The 17,567-nt window shown below is 67.8% G+C and carries 14 protein-coding genes; 7 read left to right on the top strand and 7 right to left on the bottom strand.

Features of this window, described 5'->3' with window-relative positions:
• Window positions 1-96 precede the first annotated feature (96 nt).
• Window positions 97-816 (top strand): osmolarity response regulator transcription factor OmpR, encoded by a 720-nt coding sequence (gene ompR, locus AC1PQG_RS23470; RefSeq protein ID WP_481120142.1) that lies wholly within the window; start codon window positions 97-99, stop codon window positions 814-816.
• Complete coding sequence (locus tag AC1PQG_RS23465) at window positions 813-2,126, top strand: ATP-binding protein (RefSeq protein WP_481120141.1); 1,314 nt, start codon at window positions 813-815, stop codon at window positions 2,124-2,126. The genes ompR and AC1PQG_RS23465 overlap by 4 nt, the downstream gene beginning before the upstream one ends.
• Window positions 2,127-2,144: 18 nt before the next feature.
• Here AC1PQG_RS23465 and AC1PQG_RS23460 read toward each other — a convergent pair whose 3' ends face one another.
• The 3 genes from AC1PQG_RS23460 to pdxH all read right to left on the bottom strand — a co-directional run bounded on the left by AC1PQG_RS23460 (window position 2,145) and on the right by pdxH (window position 5,765).
• A complete protein-coding gene (locus AC1PQG_RS23460; RefSeq protein WP_481120140.1) occupies window positions 2,145-4,193 on the bottom strand; it encodes a hybrid sensor histidine kinase/response regulator in 2,049 nt (682 codons plus the stop codon).
• 19 nt (window positions 4,194-4,212) lie between these two features.
• A complete protein-coding gene (locus AC1PQG_RS23455) occupies window positions 4,213-5,049 on the bottom strand; it encodes a phosphate/phosphite/phosphonate ABC transporter substrate-binding protein (RefSeq protein WP_481120139.1) in 837 nt (278 codons plus the stop codon).
• Between the two features lie 68 nt (window positions 5,050-5,117).
• Complete coding sequence (pdxH, locus tag AC1PQG_RS23450; RefSeq protein ID WP_481120138.1) at window positions 5,118-5,765, bottom strand: pyridoxamine 5'-phosphate oxidase; 648 nt, start codon at window positions 5,763-5,765, stop codon at window positions 5,118-5,120.
• Between the two features lie 120 nt (window positions 5,766-5,885).
• Here pdxH and AC1PQG_RS23445 point away from each other — a divergent pair, with 120 nt between their 5' ends.
• The 3 genes from AC1PQG_RS23445 (at window position 5,886) to AC1PQG_RS23435 (ending at window position 8,594) form a co-directional block, all read left to right on the top strand.
• Window positions 5,886-6,995 carry a hypothetical protein gene (locus AC1PQG_RS23445; RefSeq protein ID WP_481120137.1) on the top strand — a complete coding sequence of 370 codons (1,110 nt, stop codon included), beginning with the start codon at window positions 5,886-5,888 and terminating at the stop codon, window positions 6,993-6,995.
• 119 nt (window positions 6,996-7,114) lie between these two features.
• A complete protein-coding gene (locus AC1PQG_RS23440) occupies window positions 7,115-7,516 on the top strand; it encodes a PA2779 family protein (protein WP_481120136.1) in 402 nt (133 codons plus the stop codon).
• Window positions 7,517-7,643: 127 nt separating this feature from the next.
• Window positions 7,644-8,594 carry a PA2778 family cysteine peptidase gene (locus AC1PQG_RS23435; protein WP_481120135.1) on the top strand — a complete coding sequence of 317 codons (951 nt, stop codon included), beginning with the start codon at window positions 7,644-7,646 and terminating at the stop codon, window positions 8,592-8,594.
• 110 nt (window positions 8,595-8,704) lie between these two features.
• On the opposite strand, the gene AC1PQG_RS23430 is transcribed toward AC1PQG_RS23435, so the two are convergent.
• Genes AC1PQG_RS23430 through AC1PQG_RS23420 form a run of 3 tightly spaced genes read right to left on the bottom strand, consistent with a single transcriptional unit; the run spans window position 8,705 to window position 12,498 of the window.
• Window positions 8,705-9,931: a hypothetical protein gene (locus AC1PQG_RS23430; RefSeq protein ID WP_481120134.1), complete on the bottom strand. Its 1,227-nt coding sequence runs from the start codon at window positions 9,929-9,931 to the stop codon at window positions 8,705-8,707.
• Window positions 9,932-9,973: 42 nt separating this feature from the next.
• Entirely contained in the window at window positions 9,974-10,411 is a 438-nt protein-coding gene (locus AC1PQG_RS23425; protein ID WP_374480379.1) for a hypothetical protein, read from the bottom strand.
• Between the two features lie 47 nt (window positions 10,412-10,458).
• Window positions 10,459-12,498: a methyl-accepting chemotaxis protein gene (locus AC1PQG_RS23420; protein WP_481120133.1), complete on the bottom strand. Its 2,040-nt coding sequence runs from the start codon at window positions 12,496-12,498 to the stop codon at window positions 10,459-10,461.
• 291 nt (window positions 12,499-12,789) lie between these two features.
• Here AC1PQG_RS23420 and AC1PQG_RS23415 point away from each other — a divergent pair, with 291 nt between their 5' ends.
• Window positions 12,790-15,477, top strand: a complete 2,688-nt coding sequence (locus tag AC1PQG_RS23415; RefSeq protein WP_481120132.1) for a cation-translocating P-type ATPase — start codon at window positions 12,790-12,792, stop codon at window positions 15,475-15,477.
• A gap of 59 nt (window positions 15,478-15,536) precedes the next feature.
• Window positions 15,537-16,559 (top strand): zinc-dependent alcohol dehydrogenase family protein, encoded by a 1,023-nt coding sequence (locus tag AC1PQG_RS23410; protein ID WP_481120131.1) that lies wholly within the window; start codon window positions 15,537-15,539, stop codon window positions 16,557-16,559.
• Between the two features lie 56 nt (window positions 16,560-16,615).
• Here the strand turns inward: AC1PQG_RS23410 and AC1PQG_RS23405 are convergent, their stop codons facing one another.
• A complete protein-coding gene (locus AC1PQG_RS23405; RefSeq protein WP_481120130.1) occupies window positions 16,616-17,545 on the bottom strand; it encodes a LysR family transcriptional regulator in 930 nt (309 codons plus the stop codon).
• Window positions 17,546-17,567: the final 22 nt, after the last annotated feature.

The raw sequence follows: 17,567 nt of genomic DNA, 5'->3' as shown, positions 1-17,567 counted from the left end.
TTGTCATCATTTGCAATAAACCCGGGGCGCCGCTTGCCTGCACCTTCAATACCGGCCGGCGGCACAATGGTGACTCCATCCAAATCCAGTTCCGCCATGCCCAATGCCCGCATCCTGGTCCTCGACGACGAAGCTGAACTGCGTGCGCTGCTGCAGCGCTACCTGGGTAGTCAGGGTTTCGAGGTGCGACAAGTGTCCGACGGTGAGCAACTCGACCGTCTGCTGGCCCGGGAACCCTACGATGCTCTGGTGCTTGACCTGATGTTGCCGGGTGAGGACGGGTTGTCCATTTGCAGGCGCCTGCGGGCCAATGGGGAGGCGATCCCGATCCTGATGCTTACGGCACGTGGCGAGGCGGTGGAGCGCATCATCGGGCTTGAGATGGGAGCCGATGACTACTTGCCGAAACCCTTTGAGCCCCGCGAACTGGTGGCCCGACTGCGGGCCCTGTTGCGCCGTCAGCAACTGGCCCGCGGTAGTGCGTCATTGGCGGGCGACGGCGTGGTGCGCTTCGGTCCCTTCGTCCTTGATCTAGGCGCTTGCCGGTTGAGCCGGGATGGTCGGGATGTAGTGCTCACCTCCGGCGAGTTTGCCCTGCTGCAGGTATTGGCAAGGCACCCGGGCCGGCCCCTCGGGCGGGAACGCCTGCTCGATCTGGCCTTCGGATCTCGCAAGGACAACAGTGAGCGTAGCGTGGATGTGCAGGTTCTGCGCCTGCGCCGGGTTCTTGAGGAGGACCCTGCCACGCCGCGTTACATCCGCACCGTCTGGGGGGCAGGTTATGTCTTTGTCGGCGATCGGGAGGCCCCACAGTGACGTCGCGCTTCGGCTGGCCTCGGAGCCTGTTTGGCCGTCATGTGCTGCTGATCGTCTGCTTGATCCTATGTGCCGAGTTCGGCGTTGTTGCGGCCTATTATGTCCTCGTCCAGAAGCCCCGTATCGAGCGGATGAGCGAGGTTACCCTGCGTTACCTGAATCTGTTGTCGGGGGCCGTGGCGCACATGAGCGTCGCCGAGCGGCAGCGCTTCATCGCCGATCTGGGGCGGCAGAATGCGTCGGCGTGGGTCTCGCGGGGGCAACCCGAAGGATTGGTCATACCCCCCACGCGGCTGATGCGGTGGGCGCTTGAGCGCCTGCAGGCACGCTTGGGGTCGGATGTCCGCCTCGGCTGGTCGGCGGGGCCGCCTTCCCTCCTGTGGGTTCGGACCGACCTGGGGGGCGAGTCCTGGTGGCTGGGACTGGAGGCTGGCGGCCTGGCCGCCGAGCACAGCAGGCTGGTCCTGGGTGTAATGGTCGGTGCCGGCGTGCTGGCGATCCTTGGTGCAATGTTGATTCAACGTCACCTTCACCGCCCACTGGTGCTCCTCCAGCAGGCAGCGGAGCGTCTGGCCGCCGGCGAATACCCGGAAATCCGTATTGCCGTCGCACCCACCGAGATCGCCGGCTTGGCGATGGCCTTCAATGGCATGGTGCGCCAACTGGAGGTCAACGAGAAGGAGCGGGCGCTGATGTTGGCAGGGCTGTCCCACGACCTGCGGACGCCCCTCGCAAAATTGCGACTGGCCGCGGAAATCCTCGACGTGGAAGGCGAAGACGAATTGCTCCGGGGCATGGTGCGCAATATCGGGGTGGCGGAGCAGATCATCGAACAGTTCATCGATTTTGCCCGTCTGGGAGCGGAAGAACCTCGTGTGCCGTGCGACGTGGAAGAACTCGTGGGCGATGTCGCTGCTAGCTTGGCAACGCCGCGTCTCATCGTGGAGAGACCGGTGAGCACACTCCCGACCTTGGTTTGCCGGCCGCTGGCTTTGCGCCGGGCGGTGATCAATCTGGTGGAAAACGCGCTGAAATACAGCGATGCCACGGTGTGGATGTCTGTGGGGCCCGGCGTGGATACATTGCTCATCACCGTACGCGACCAGGGGCCCGGGATTCCTGAGGAGGCGTTGAATGCTATCCGACAACCCTTTGCCCGCCTGGATCGGGCTCGCGGTGACCCAGGTGGGGCGGGATTGGGGCTGGCCATCGTCGAGCGCGTCATGGCTCTGGAAGGGGGGCGCCTGGAACTGATCAACCGTGGCGGCCTTGAGGCGCGGCTCGTGTTGCCCATGGAGAGCGTAACGTGATCACTTCCATGGCCGGCATTACGCGCCCTGGACTTGCCCCACGGTTTTCTTGTTGAGCATGCCCTCAATGCGTTCGTAGAATTCCTGGGCCTTGATCGGCTTGCTCAGGTAGTCGTCCATGCCGGCGTCGAGGCAGCGTTCCCGGTCGCCGATCATCGCGTTGGCGGTCATCGCGATGATCGGCACCCGCGTGTGCCCGGCCGCCTGCTCCTGGTTGCGGATCCGGCGGGTGGCTTCGAGGCCGTCCAGTACCGGCATCTGCATGTCCATCAGGATCACGTCGAAATGGCCGGCGCCGACCATGTCCACCGCGTCGGCGCCGTTCTCCGCCAGGCTCACCGCGTAGCCGCGCTTCTGCAACAGGGCCTGGGCGAGGCGCTGGTTGATCGGGTTGTCCTCGACGAGCAGGACCCGCGCGCCGCTGATGGCCGCCTCTTCCTGCGGCGCGGCCGCTGCGCTGGCAGGCACGGTGGTGTCGGCTGTGGCAGCCGTCCGGCAGGGCAGCGTGAAGTGAAAGGTCGAGCCCTGGCCCGGCGTGCTGTCCACCCAGATGCGGCCACCCATCAGTGCGATCAGGCGGCTGCAGATCGACAGGCCCAGGCCGGTGCCGCCGAACTTGCGGGTGATCGACGTATCTTCCTGGGAGAAGGCGTCGAAGATGTGTCGCTGGGCCGCCGCGGCGATGCCGATGCCGGTGTCACGCACCGAGAACCGCAGTTCCTGGCCGTCGCCGCGGCCGACCTTTACCGCCACCTCACCGGCCTCGGTGAACTTCACCGCGTTGCTGAGCAGGTTGATGAGCACCTGGCGGATCCGTACCGGGTCGCCGCCGAGCATGCGCGGCACGTCGTCGGCCACCTGGCAGCGTACCTGCAGGCCCTTCTCCTCGCCCTGCAGCGTGACCGGGCGCAGCGCGTCTTGCAGCAGTTCGCGCAGGTCGAAGTCGATGTTCTCGATGGCCAGCTTGCCGGCCTCGATCTTCGAGAAGTCGAGGATGTCGTTGATGATGGTCAGCAGTGCGTCGGCGGAGGAGCGCACGATGTCCAGGTAATCCCGCTGCTCGTCGTCCAGCTTGGTGTCGAGGGCCAGTTCGGTCATGCCGATGATGCCGTTCATCGGCGTGCGGATCTCGTGGCTCATGTTGGCCAGGAAGTCGCTCTTCGCGCGGTTGGCCGCCTCGGCGGCATCGCGGGCCTGTTCCAGCGCGAGGCGGCCGGCCTCCCGTTCGGCGACCAGCCGGCCGATGGCGGCGGTCACCGCCTCGATGTCCTGGTCGGATGGCGTGCTCGGCGCCGGGCTGGGCAGGGCCTGCAGGCCGGCCAGCACCTCGCGCAGAGAGGTCAGCGCCTTCTCGCGCTGGCTGAGCTCCAGCTGCAGCCGGGCGGCGGTCTGGTTGAGCACGTCGAACATCGGGCGGAATTCCAGCGGCAGGTCGGCGAGGAGTTCCTCGTCGTCCTGGGGGGCGCGTGCTTCGCGCCGGGTCTCGTCGAAGCCCTTTACGCGGCCCAGGCTGCCCAGCCACAGCTTGAGGGGAAACCAGATCAGCACGATGCCGCCGGTGAAGCCCAGCAGGGTCAGCAGCAGAGCCGTGCGGAACAACCGCCACAGTCCGCCGGCGATCATGTCCACGTCGAATTCGAGGCGTAGCACGCCGTAGTCGTGGCCGCCGGCCGAGATGTTGCGATTGACCTCGTAGAGGTCGGCGGCAACGCGCTTGCGCAGCCAGTCCGGCGGTACGATCGGTGGCTTGTCCCGGTTGACGCTGCGCAGGCCGCCGCCGGCCAGGTCGATGAAGGTGGCGGAGGCGAACTGGGAACCGAGGATGGATTTGTCGAGGGTGCGCTGGATGGTGTCGTAGTCGCCGATCACCGCGCTGTCGGTGATGGTCTGGGCAGTCACCTCGATCAGCATCGTGGCCGACTGCTGGGCGGTTTCCAGTTCCTGGGCGAACTGGTACTGGTAGAACATGACGAGCCCGCCGCCGATGAAGAACAGCAACGCAACCGAGTACAGTGCGTAGATGCGCGTGACCAGCGACTGCGGCAGCAGCCTCGAGAGCTTGCCCATGGGCCGGGGCCTTTATCCGTCAGCGCAGCGCAGCCGGTGCGCTCTGGTAGAACTTGCGGTATGGCACATAGTCACTGCCGCTGGCGGGGATGAAGTAGGCGTCGCTGCTGAGACCGACCTCCTGGGATGCGTGGTGCAGGACTTCCTGGCCGCGGGGGTCCTTGTGCATGCCGAGGAAGGCCGCCGAGACGGCCTTCAGGTCCTTGTCGGGCACCCGGCCGGAGACCATCAGCGCCAGGTCGTGGTAGGGCTCGGACGTCCACAGCACGCGGAACTTCTTGCCTTCCCGGTTGGCGTAGCCCTCCACCAGCATGGAATTGCTGCCCACCGCCTTGGCCTTGCCGGCGAACAGCTGGGCCATTGCGGCGTTCTGGTTGCCGCCGAAGACGGTCTTCACGTCCACGTTCCTCGACAGCAGGTAGGCGTAGGGCACCTTGTAGCCGATGAAGGCTTCGGGGCCGGCAAAAGCCACTTCCTGGCCCTTGAGCTCCTCGATGCGGGTGATCGGCGAGTCGGCGGGTACGACGATCTGGCCGCGTAGCGGCGGTGCGTTGCGGCGCCCGAAGACCTTCCAGCCCAGCGATTCGCGCTCGGGGCTGAACAGGTGGTTGGTGAATACGAACTCCACTTCCTGGGCCAGCACGTAACTGGTGGTGTCGGCCGACGTGCGGCCGATCTTGAGCTGCAGCCTGACCCCGCTCTTCTCCGAGACGTACTGGATGATCGGGTTCCAGTAGGCCGCCGTCTTGTTGATGTCCCACTGGTTGACCGGCGAGAAGCGGTAGACCGTCTCGTCGGCATGGGCGGTGGCGATGCCCAGGGCCAGGGTGAGGACGGTGGCGAAGCGCACGAACATGTCGGATCTCAGCAAAGGAAAGCGCCGCCGATTATAGACATTCAATCCCGGCGCTGCCTTGGTGCGCCTCAAGGGGCCAGCCGCGCCTTGTGCCAGCTGCCGTCCGGCTGCAGGCGGTAGGCGATGCGGTCGTGCAGGCGCGAGCTGCGGCCCTGCCAGAATTCCCAGTAGTCCGGCACCAGCCGGAAGCCGCCCCAGTGGGGCGGGCGTGGCGGGTTGAGGCCGAAGCGCAGGCCGTATTCGGCGGCGCGGGCAACCAGCACGCCGCGGCCGGTAATCGGCTCGCTCTGCGGCGAGGCCCACGCGCCGACGCGGTGGCTCAGCGGGCGGCTGGCGAAGTAGGCATCGGACTCCTCGGCGGAGACCTTCTCGACGCGGCCCTCGATGCGCACCACCCGTTCCAGCTCGACCCAGTGGAACTGCAGCGCGGCGAAGGGATGGGCCTCCAGTTCCCGGCCCTTGCGGCTGGTGTAGTTGGTGTACCAGACGATGCCGCGCGCGTCGTAGCCCTTGATCAGCACGATGCGGGTGGAAGGCCGCCCGTCGGGGCCGACCGTCGCGACGGTCATCGCGTTGGGTTCCGGCAGGCCCTTGTCCAGCGCTTCCTTCAACCAGGCGGCGAACTGGTTCAGTGGAACCGCGGCAGCCTCGTCGTCGTCGAGGGTGCCGTGCTCGTAGCTCTTGCGCAGGTCGGCAAGTGTGGGATCCTTACTCATCGCGGCGTCGGTTGTCGGTGGGGATATGGGATTGTGGCACTTTGCGGCCATGTTGGCCGGCCTGCCCATGGAAATGACGGAGTGGTATCGTGAGCTCCCGCCTGTCCGAGGAGCCCGTCGATGGCCGCCGTTCCCCGTCTCCGCGTGATGTTCTCCAGCCGTGCCCTGTCGCCCGTGTTCGGTGGCGAGCTGCTCACCGACCTGCGCCTGGAGCTCAAGGCGCGCATCGAAGCTATCCGCGTCGGCGGGCATCAACTCTTCGAGGTGTGGATCCACGAGGACGATCCGGAGCCGGCCGGCAAGACCATCCTCGAAGGTTCTCTGGAGGAGATCGCCAAGGCCGACATCGTGCTGGTGCTGTACACCGGCGAGGCCGGCAGCGCAGACAACGGCAGCGAAATCGGCATCTGCCACGCCGAACTGCAGGAAGCGCTCACTCATCGGCGCGACGTGGTGTCGGTGATTTCACTGGAACCGGCCTTCCCGGCGGTGGAACATCGTGACAAGGTGTTTCAACAATACGTCGCCGCCCGGCGCCTGATCCACACGCGGGTCGCTGATCGCGACGCGCTGTTCGACGCCGCGCTGCGCCTTGTTGTGCAGCGTGCCGTCGAGTTGGCCAAGCGCGGTGCACGGCCAACCGGTCGGCGGGTCGATCAGGGGGCAGCGCTGGACTGGGCCCGTCTGGATCTGCCTCGCCGCGCCGAGGCGATGCGCGCCGCCCTCGTCGAGGCGCTGGACGGCGAGGTGGCGGAGGACGGCGTCGTGTTGTCCGACCTGGGTCTGTCCGGGCTGGCGCCGGCCCGTCTGCTGCTGCGCGTGGAGGCGATTCCGGCGGCACTGGGCGTGGCAGCGGCGCGGGAGCGGGTCGGCCAGCCTTTCTACCAGGACCACGACTATGCGGCGCTGCTGGCGGAAGCAGATACTGTCGGTCCGGTGCATGTGATTGCCTGCCACCGGGGCGTTACCGAATCCCAGGCCCTCAGGCTGCTCGGCACCAGCAACGCGGTGGCGGTGGCCTCGGAGTTCGGCGTGTTCGCCGCCGAGGACGTCATGCAGACCCAGCTCGTGCTGTTGTCCCACTGCGTCGAGGAAGGCGCTGTACGGCTCGGCCTCAGGCGCTTCCGCGAATGGCTGGAGCGGGAGGGGGAGGCCGCCAACCTGTTGCGCCGTGCGCGGGCCCGCCGCGGCATCGTCGAGGCCATCGCACGGGGCCAGGCAGGCCCGTGACGGATGCCACTACCCAAAATGTGTTGTTACAGGATCGACCTTGAAGAAGCGTGGACCGGCCTGCCAGCATGAAGCATTGCCTGCCATGCGGGCCTTCCATGATCCCAAGGAGAACCACAATGAAACGCTTCAAGCAGACTCTTGCTGCCCTGCTTATCGTCAGTACCACTCAGGTGGCCTTCGTACAGACCGCCCAGGCCACCATGATCGGCACCGAGCAGGTCGCCCAGGCCAGCCAGGGCACGACCCGCAGTGGCGCCGAGGCGCGCGCCCACCTGAACGAGCTGCTCGACCGTGCCGACGTGCAGTCTCGCCTGGAGAGCATGGGCGTCAAGGCTGCCGATGCCCGTGAGCGCGTCGCCGCGCTGACCGACGAGGACGCCAGCCGCCTTGCCACGCAGATGGACAAGGCGCCGGCCGGTGGTTTCATCGAGGTGATCATCTTCCTGTTCCTGTTGTTGCTGGTGACCGACATCCTCGGCTTCACCAAGGTCTTCCCCTTCACCCGCTCCATCCGCTGACCTTGGCGAATAAATCTACTGCGCACTCCGATCTCGCAATTCCGGTGCTCGCCGTACTCATGTACGGCTGTGCTCCTCGTTGCGACCTCGGAGCGCTCGCTACGATTTCTTCGCCAAGGTCGAACCAATGAGCAAGTCTCCTTTTCTTGAAAAGCGGCGGCGTCTGCTGGGCGCGGCGGGTGCACTGGTGGCGCTCGGGCTGAGCGGTTGCGCGGCGCAGACGGCGGCCTTGCGTGCTGAGAGGCCGACCGGGGTGCCGCCGCGGGTCGAGTTGTCAGGGGTGCCGTATTACGCGCAGGAGGATTACCAGTGCGGGCCGGCGGCGCTGGCGATGGTGCTGGGAGCCAATGGCTTCGGCGTGACGCCGCAGGCGCTGGCCGGGGAGGTTTTCCTGCCGGGGCGCCAGGGTTCGCTGCAGATCGAGATGCTGTCCGGTGCGCGGCGCCAGGGGGCGCTGGCGGTGGAGATCCCCGGCACACTGGAGGCGCTGATGCGCGAGACGGCGGCCGGGCATCCAGTGATCGTGCTGCTCAACCTCGGCCTGTCGTGGGCACCGACCTGGCACTACGCGGTGGTGATCGGCTACGACCTGGACGACGAATCCTTCCTGCTGCGCTCCGGTCCGATGGAGCGCCAGGTGATGCCCTTCCGTACCTTCGAGTTGACCTGGGAGCGGGCCGGCAAGTGGGCCTTCGTCGTCGTGCCGCCGGGGCAGTTGGCCGCGACGGCCGACGAGGCGCTGACCACCCGCGCGCTGGTGGCCTTCGAAAAAGCCGCGCCGGCGGGGCGTGCGGTGCCGGCCTACCGGGCCGCGCTGGCCCGCTGGCCGGACAGCCTGACCCTGGCGATGGGCCTCGGCAACAGCCAGTACCAGGTCGGCAACCTGCGCGGCGCGGAAGCCGCCTTCCGCGCCGCGGCCAAACGCCATGACGCGGCGGTCGCGTGGAACAACCTGGCCAACGTGTTGCTCGAGCTGAAGCGTCCGGTCGAAGCTCGCAAGGCCGCCCAGCGCGCCGTCGAACTCGGCGGCCCGACGGCGGATGCGGCGCAGGACACCCTCAAGCGCATCGGCCGCTAGCGGCGCTCAGCCCTTTCACGCGTACCACCCTGGGCTGCAAGGTTGCAGCGGCGGTGTGAGCGGCCGCATGTGTCGTCTGCCGGTGCCGCCGCACCTTCCATCGGGGCTGCTCAGAACACCACGTCGTAGGTGGCGGTCAGCAGGCGTGCGTTGCCGAAGCGGTTGAAGCCGTCCACGGTGTAGTTGGGGCCGCTGCGGTCCTTCTGGAAGTCGAGCTGGACCTTGACGGCGCTGGAGGTGGTCAGGTCGTAGCGCAGCGTGAGGGACTCGGTGCGGTGGGCTTCCTGGCCGTCCGGGTCGGCGCCAGCGGAGATCTCGGCCTGGCTGCGGTAGTTGGACACGGTGACCATCGGCGTCCATTTGCCGAGGCGGTAGCCGACGCCGAGGATCTGCGCGCGGTCGGTGTAGCCCATCACGTCGTTGTGGGCGATGCGGATGAACTCGCTGCGCACCAGCACGTTCTCGTAATCCACGTTGAAGCTCACGCCGTAGATCTGCTGCTTGCCGGCCGGCGAGCTGAAGGACGTGTCGGCGTCGATGTAGCTGCCGAAGGTCGGCGAGCTGGGATCGGCATCGAGGGAGCCGCTGACGTTCTTCTGGCGGACCTTGGACTGCAGATAGACGAGGCGCGTCTCGAACCAGTCCTTGGTGAGGGTCAGGTCGCCGCCGACGATGTTGTCCCAGCGCACGTCGGTGCGGTTGTTGCGGCCGCGGTAGACCTTCCAGTAGCCGCTGCGGTCCTTGGCCTCGTAGCCGGCGAGCAGGTTGGCGTTGGCGTCCCAGCCGCTCCACTGGCCGCGGTAAGCCAGGTTCATGCCGTTGTAGTTGACCGCTTCCCAACCGTACAGCTGCGGCGGCAGGTGGGTCCACGGCAGGGCCACGCCGATGTCTTGGGTGTCCGAGTAATAGAACATCGGGATGCGCTTGCGGCCGGCCTGCAGCGTGAAGCTGTCGTTCACCTTGAAGCTGGCGTACAGCCATTCGAGGTTGATGGCCCCTTCGCGGGCGCCGCGGGAGACCAGCTGGCCGGTGACCGAGAAGCGCCGGTCGGGGAAGGTGGCGACGCCCTGCACGCCGACCTTGGAGTCGGGCTTCCATTGCACGCCGCCCTTGCCCTCATAGACGCCGCCCTGGGCGTAGTCGGAAACGAAGACCGGCTTCTTGAAGTCGCTGACGGTACCCGAGGTGCCGCCCAGCATGTGGCCGAGGCCGAGGGTCATGAAGCCGGAGCCGGCGAAATCGACGCCGCCCATTTCGACGGCCGACGCCGGCGCGCTTGCGCACAGTAGTGCCGCCACGGACAGGGCCGCGGCGCAGGGGATGTTGCGGAAAGACATGGAACCTCCAGATGCGAATTCGGTAAGGGACGCGGCGCGGCCTCAGTGGACGGTCAGGACGACTTTGACGGTGGCGTCGGCGGCGGCCTTCTCGACGTAGCCGATGCCGCCGGGGGCGGCCGCGACGGCCTTCTTGACCGCCGCGCTGTTGGCCGCCTCGGGGGGCGGTGTGCCCTTGCCGGTGAAGGCCAGCTTGGACCAGTAGGCCTTGGCCTGGGCGGCGGACTTGCCGGTCATCTTGGTGTAGAACTCGTCGCGCAGGGGGCTCGCCTCGGGCTGGTCCTGCGGAGCGGCGGCAGCGCCGCCGGGCAGGCTGGCGGCCTTGCCGAGGAACACGTCGGCAACTTGTTCCTTGGTCATCGCATCGGGGCCGCCTTTGCCGACGATCACCACCATTTCGGCCGCAGCCCCGTGGGCGGCAAGAACGCCCAGCAGGCACAGGCCCGTCTGCAGCTTGCGCTGCAATCCGTCTAGAAACATGACACTCCCTTGTTTGCTTTGTAATTGCCCGCGCGGGCGGGCTGGATTCAGAAACTGGCGTTCTTCTTGAAGAATTCGAAACAGCGGCGGATCGTGCTGCGTTCCGCCTCGCCGACCCCGGTGAATTCGATGCCGTACTCGTGTTTGGCACCGTCCCTGCCGCTGCGCACGATGCGCCCGGTGAGGCGTACCGGCGCCTGGCTGGCGTAGCGCTCCAGGTCGTCGTCGGGCACGAAGAGGCCGAGGTTTACCGGCTGCTGCGAGTCAACCGCCTGACTCAGGCTGAGGCACAGGCCGCCGACGGAGAAGTCGGCACAGACGCCTTCCTGGCGGACGCCCCCTTGTTCGACCTTCACCAGCAGCCCGTGGCGGGCGCGCGGAGCCCGCCGTTGCTCGTTCTCGACCGGCAGGATCCGGGTGCCGCTGGCGAAGCTGAAGCCGGCCATGATGTCGGTGAGCCGGCTCGTCACGTCGCGCAGGTCTTCACCGATGGCGGCCGTGGTGTCCACCTTGGTGGCGCTTTCGCGCAGCGTCGAGAAGAGGGTCTCGGTGGTCGATTCGAGCAGCGAGAAGCGGTCGAGCTGCTGGTGGCTGGACGATGCGATGCCCTGGATGGCCTGTGCCGAATCCACCGCGTTGCTGGCCATGCCCTCGATGGAGCCGCTGGTCTTGTGCGCCTCGTCCTGGGTCAGGTCCACCTGCTGGACGACCTCGTTCATCGTCCCCGACACTTGCTGCACCTTGGTGGACAGCTGGTCGATGATCAGGCCGACTTCGCTGGCCGACGCGGTGGTGCGTTCGGCCAGCTTGCGCACCTCGTCGGCGACGACGGCGAAGCCGCGTCCCTGCTCGCCGGCGCGGGCGGCCTCGATCGCGGCATTGAGGGCCAGCAGATTGGTCTGCGCGGCAATGTCCTTGATCGTGTTGACGATGGAGTGGATCTGGCGGGCGGATTCTTCGAGTTCGAGGATCTCGCCGGCGGCGCGGCTGACCTGCGCGGTGGTCTGCTGCATCGAGCTGATGTTCTGGCGCACGCTGGCCAGCCCGTCGCGGGACAGGACTTCGACCACCGAGGCGCGCTCGGCGGCCTGGCTGGCCTGGCTGCGCACTTCTGCGGAGATCTGGTGCAGCTGCAGCATGGCGCCGGACACTTCGTCGGAGCGGCTGCCCTGCTGGCGGCTGACGCCCGAGATCTCGTTGGAAATCTTGGATATCTGGTAGGCCGACTGGCCCATGTGGCGGCTGCATTCCTCGATCTCGCGCAGGATGCCGGCCAGCCGGTCGCGCATGGTCTTGATCGCGAACAGCAGGCTGCTGCGGTCGTCGCGGCCGATCTGCACGTCCACACCCAGCTGGCCCTCGGAGATGCGGCGGGCGATCTCGGCGGCATAGGCGGGCTCACCGCCCATCTGGCGCAGGATGCTGATGGCGACCAGCGCGCCGAGTACCAGCACGGCCAGCGTCGCTCCGGTGCCGACCGCGAGCATGCCCTGCTGGGCCAGTTCGGTGGCCTGCTCGGCCGATTCGGTCTGGCTGGCGACATTGCGGGCATTGATGTCCACCAGCTGCATCAGGTTCTTCTCGGCGGCCAGGTAGGGTTTGCGCTGGGCGCCGCCGAGCAGGTAATACTTCTGGAACAGTTCCTTCTGGCGTGCCGCGTCGTGATTGGCGGCCAGGGCGCGGATCAGCTCGATGATGTCCTGGTCCACCTTCTTCCAGGCCGTCCACTCCGCTACGAAGGCTTGCCACAGGGCTTCTTCCTCGGCCGAGCGGGGAATCGCCTCATAGCGCTTCCAGACCCCCTCGACGTTGGCCCACAGGGCCTGCTTGTCGCGGGCGATGGCCTCGAACTGGTCCTGGGCGTCCGGATCGCTTTCCCACAGCGCCGCTTCGTAGGTGCTCGATTTGAGGGCGACCTGCACCTCCCGCAGGCCCTGGATGGCGATCACTGCCGGCAGGCGTTTGCGGCCGAGCTCCTTGACGCCGCTTACGCCTTCGCGGATACCTACCAGGCCGGTCAGTACCGCGATGATCAGGGCCACGATGGCCACCGCCCCGAGCGTCAGCAGCTTCTGACGCAGACTCATTCGTGCAAGCATCGTATTGTTCTTTCTATGTTTTTGGCATGCCTGCCGCTGCGTGGCGAATCCCTGTCCCCTACAGGAATCTACAGCCGACATACCGGCTGCAAGCTCATTGCCCGGCGCTTTTTCGGCAGCCAAGCTGACACCTTTAGTATTTTCTGCGTATTTATCGAAAATTCACGCGGCCCAGAATATGCCGCATGCCAGGCTTCGCGGTGTTGACCCAGGTCGTATCGGTAGTGTCCGACCAGTCGTAAAGTAAGCGCTGGTCCGCTCCAGCACGGTGCGCCTGCGATGAAGATCCACCAACTGTCCGTTTCCGATGCCCTCGCCAGCGTGCGCAGTTCGGCGCAGGGGCTGGGCGTGGCCGAGGCGGCGCTGCGGCGGGCCGAGTACGGCCCGAACCGGGTTGAGCCACTGGCGGCGGAGCCGGCCTGGTTGCGCCTGCTGAAGGAATTCACGCACCTGTTCTCGATCATCCTGTGGGTCGCCGCCGGCCTGGCCTTCCTGGCCGACTGGTTCGATCCGAGCCAGGGCATGGCCCGCGTCGGCTGGGCGGTGGTGCTGGTGATCCTGGTGTCGGGGCTGTTCTCCTTCTGGCAGGAGCTGCGCGTCGAGCGCACGTTGGCGGCGCTGCAGGGTCTCTTGCCGCAGCAGGTCGATGTGCTGCGCGGCGGGCAGCCCGCCCGCGAGCCGGCCGAAAACCTGGTGCCCGGCGATGTGATCCAGCTGGCCCAGGGCGACAACGTGCCGGCCGACTGTCGCCTTATCGAGGCCTTTGGCCTGCGCCTCAACCGCGCCACGGTGACCGGCGAGTCGCGCCCGCGCAGCTGCGAGCCGGGGCCGTCCGCCGAGGAACAGGCCTTCGATGCGCGCAACATCCTGCTGGCCGGCACTTCGGTGGTGGCCGGGCAGGGGCGGGCGGTGGTCTATGCGACCGGCGCGCACACCGAATTCGGGCGCATCGCCCACCTGACCCAGTCCGGCGCCGGCGGGGATTCACCGCTGCGTCGCGAGATCGCCCGCCTCAGCCGCAGCATCGCGCTGCTGGCGCTGGCCATGGGTGCCGGCTTCTTCGCGGTCGGGCGCGTCACCGGTGTGCCCTTCTGGCGCGACACCATCCTGTCCCTCGGCATCATCATCGCGCTGGTGCCGGAAGGCCTGCTGCCGACGCTGACCCTGTCGCTGGTGCTGGCCGCCCAGCGCCTGGCCCGGCGCAAGGTGCTGATCCGCCATCTGCCGTCGGTGGAGACGCTGGGCTCGGTGACGGTGATCTGCACTGACAAGACCGGCACCCTCACCGAGAACCGCATGCGTGTCGAGCATCTGTACCTCGGTGGGCAGATCGTCCCGCTGGATGGTCTGACACCGGAGCAGGTGGCTGGGCACGCGCTGTTCTTCCGTGTGGCGCGCTGGTGCAACGATCTGGGCGAAAGCCGCGGCGCCGGTGTGCCGGTCTTCAGCGGCGATCCGCTGGAGGTCGCGCTGGCCGAGTTCGCCGAGCACCACGCGCCGCAGCCCGCCGCGCCGCCGCGCAGCGACGAGTGGCCTTTCGACTCGGAGCGCATGCGTCAGTCGGTACTGTTCGACGCGCCGGACGGCCGTCTGCTGGTGTGCAAGGGGGCGCTGGAAAGCGTGCTGCCGCGCTGTTCGATGATCCACACGGCCGCGGGCGAGCAACCCCTCGACGACGCCGTCCGCGCCGCCATCCAGCGCGCCCAGGAGGTCCTGGCCAGCGAAGGCCTGCGGGTCATCGCGCTGGCCTTCCGCCGTCCGCCGACGGATTGCCCGCGGGACGCGATGGAGAGCCAGCTCGTCTTTGCCGGCCTGGCCGGCATCGCTGATCCGCCGCGGGCCGACGTGGACAGCGCCATCGCCACCTGCCACGCGGCGGGTATCAAGGTGATCATGGTGACCGGCGACCATCCGTCCACCGGCCTCGCCATCGCGCGGCGCATCGGCCTGGTGCGCGGCGAGGCGCCACGGGTGATCACCGGCGCCGAGCTGCGCCGCCTGCACCGGGCCCAGCTGCAGCTGGCCCTCGACGCGCCGGAGATCCTGTTCGCCCGTGTCGCTGCCGACCAGAAGCTGCGTATCGTCGAGGCCCTGAAGGCCAAGGGCCAGGTGGTGGCGGTGACCGGCGACGGCGTCAATGACGCGCCGGCCCTGCGTGCCGCCCACATCGGCATCGCCATGGGGCGCAGCGGCACCGACGTGGCCAAGGAGGCCGCCGACATGGTGCTGCTCGACGACCACTTTGCGAGCATCGTGAACGCCATCGAGGAAGGCCGCGCGGTGTTCCAGAACATCCGCAAATTCCTCACCTACGTGCTGGTGCACAACGTGGCCGAGCTGGTGCCGACGCTGGCCTTCGCGCTGTTCCGCATCCCGCTGCCGCTGACGCCGGTGCAGGCGCTGGCGGTGGATATGGGCACGGATTCACTGACTGCGCTGGGCCTCGGCGTCGAGCGTGGCGATCCGCTATTGATGCAGCGCCCGCCACGCGCCCGCAAGGAGCGTCTGCTGAACCTGGCGGTGGCGCTGCGCGCCTACCTGTTCCTCGGCCTGTTCGAGGCGGCGGCGGTGCTGGCGGTGTTCTTCCAGGTACTGCACGGCGGCGGGTGGACCTACGGCGTCGAGTTGCCGGCGGGCAGCCTGCTGTACCGGCAGGCCACCACCGCCAGCCTGGCGACCATCGTGCTGCTGCAGGTCGTCAACGTCTTCCTGTGCCGCAGCGCGGTCCGCTCGGTGTGGGCCACCGGGCTCGGTGGCAACCCGCTGATCCTGGGGGGTGTGGCGCTGGAGATCGGCCTGCTGGCGCTGATCGCCTACACGCCGTGGGGCAACGCGCTGTTCGGCACCGCGCCGCTGCCGTGGCCGGTGTGGCTGGACCTGCTGCCGTGGGCCGCCGGCATGCTGGTGGTGGAGGAGGCCCGCAAGTTCGTGGTCCGCCGCCGGCTGGCGATCCGGCCGTCGTCATGAGCGGCGTGCTTGCTCCGTCCGTGTCCGTCTTATCCCTTGATGATCCGGAGGCCATCGTGATGACCGATTCCCTGCCTGCCACCATGCGCGCCATGGTCCTGCACCGTCCCGGCGAGGCGTTATGCCTGGAGCGCCGCCCAGTGCCGCGTCCCGGCCCGGGACAGATCCTGATCCGCGTGGAAGCCTGCGGCGTGTGCCGCACCGATTTGCACCTGATCGATGGTGAATTGCCGGAGCCGCGCCTGCCCATCGTGCCGGGCCACGAGATCGTCGGCCGGGTGGTGCTCACCGGCGACGGCGTGACGGGCTTCCAGGCGGGCCAGAGGGTCGGCGTGCCGTGGCTCGGGTGGACCTGCGGCACCTGCCGCTACTGCACCAGCGGCCGCGAGAACCTGTGCGACGCGGCGCGCTTCACCGGCTACCAGATCGATGGCGGCTACGCCGACTACACCGTAGCCGATGCCCGCTACTGCTTCCCGCTGGCCGACACGGCCGCTTTGCCGGCGGCCACCGACCTGGCGCCGCTGCTGTGCGCCGGGCTGATCGGCTACCGGGCGCTGCGCCTGGCCGGCGACACCGAGCGGGTCGGCATCTACGGCTTCGGCGCGGCGGCCCACATCATCGCCCAGGTGGTCCGCCACCAGGGGCACCGCTTCTATGCCTTCACCCGCCCTGGCGACGTGGACAGCCAGGCCTTCGCACGCCAGCTCGGCGCCAGTTGGGCCGGCGACACGGGCCAGATGCCGCCGGAGCCGCTGGATTCGGCGCTGATCTTCGCGCCGGCCGGGCCGCTGGTGCCGACGGCGCTGCGCCACCTGGAGAAGGGCGGCCGGCTGGTGTGCGCGGGCATCCACATGAGCGATATCCCGGGCTTTCCGTATGCCGACCTGTGGGGCGAACGGATCATCCGCTCGGTGGCCAACCTGACCCGCCAGGATGGCCTCGAATTCCTCGAACTGGCGCCGCGCATCCCGGTGAAGACGGCGGTGACGGTGTTTCCGCTGGAGGCGGCCAACACGGCGCTGGAGCGCCTGCGCCGCGGCGAGTTGCAGGGCGCCGCGGTGTTGTCGCTGGAGGACTGAGGCGGGAAGGCTGGCGCGTTGCGTGGCGGGTGCCGGCCGTCGCGTTGCCCGCCGTTTCAGGGCCGGCGCAGCGTGGAGCGCAGCTGGATGCCGTCGTGCTCGCCGAAGAGTTCGGCGATCCAGTCCACGAAGACGCGGATTTTGCCGGACAGGTGGCGGTTCTGCGGATAGACCAGGTTGAGCGGTACCGGCTCCGGAAACCAGTCGGCCATCACCAGTTCCAGGCTGCCGCGCTCCATCGCGTCCTTCAGCACGAAGGCCGGGATCTGGGCGATGCCCAGCCCGGCCTCGGCGGCCGCCACGTAGCTGTTCTCGTCGTCGAGGGCGATGTGGCCGTCGAGGGACACCTGAATGCGCTGGCTGCCCTTGGCGAAGACCCAGTCGATGATCTTGCCGGTGCGCGGCAGGAAGTGGTTGATGCAGCGGTGCTGCGTCAGGTCGTCCGGATGGCGCGGCGTGCCGTGCCTGGCCAGGTAGGACGGCGCCGCGCAGGTGGCGAAGTAGAGTTCGCCGATGCGCCGCGCGACGAGGCTGGAATCCTCCAGTTCGCCGGTCCACAGCGCGCAGTCGATGCCTTCCTCGATCAGGTCGGCGCGGCGTTCGCTGCAGCCCAGCTCCAGCTCGATCTCCGGGTAGCGTTCGAAGAAGCCGGGTAGCGCCGGCACGATCACCGAGCGTGCGATCAGCGTCGGCACGTTGACGCGCAGCTGCCCGCCTGGCGTGGCGTGGCGCTGGGCCAGGGATTCCTCGGTTTCGCGCACGGCGGCGAGGATTGCCACGCAGCGCTCGTAGTAGGCCGTGCCGTCCGGCGTCACGCTGATCTGGCGCGTCGTGCGGTTGAGCAGCTTGACGCCGAGGGCCGCTTCCAGCTTCTGGATCAGTGTCGTCGCAGTCGCCTTGGGCAGGCGCAGGCTGTCGGCGGCGCGGGTGATGCCACCGCTTTCGACGACGCGCACGAAGACTTCCATGGCTTGTAGCTTGTTCATTGTTCGATATTCTGAATGATCA

The organism is Zoogloea sp. GDB6 (assembly GCF_056724105.1).
The sequence above is the reverse complement of the archived record's forward strand: the minus strand, read 5'-3'. Positions and strand labels throughout refer to the sequence as shown.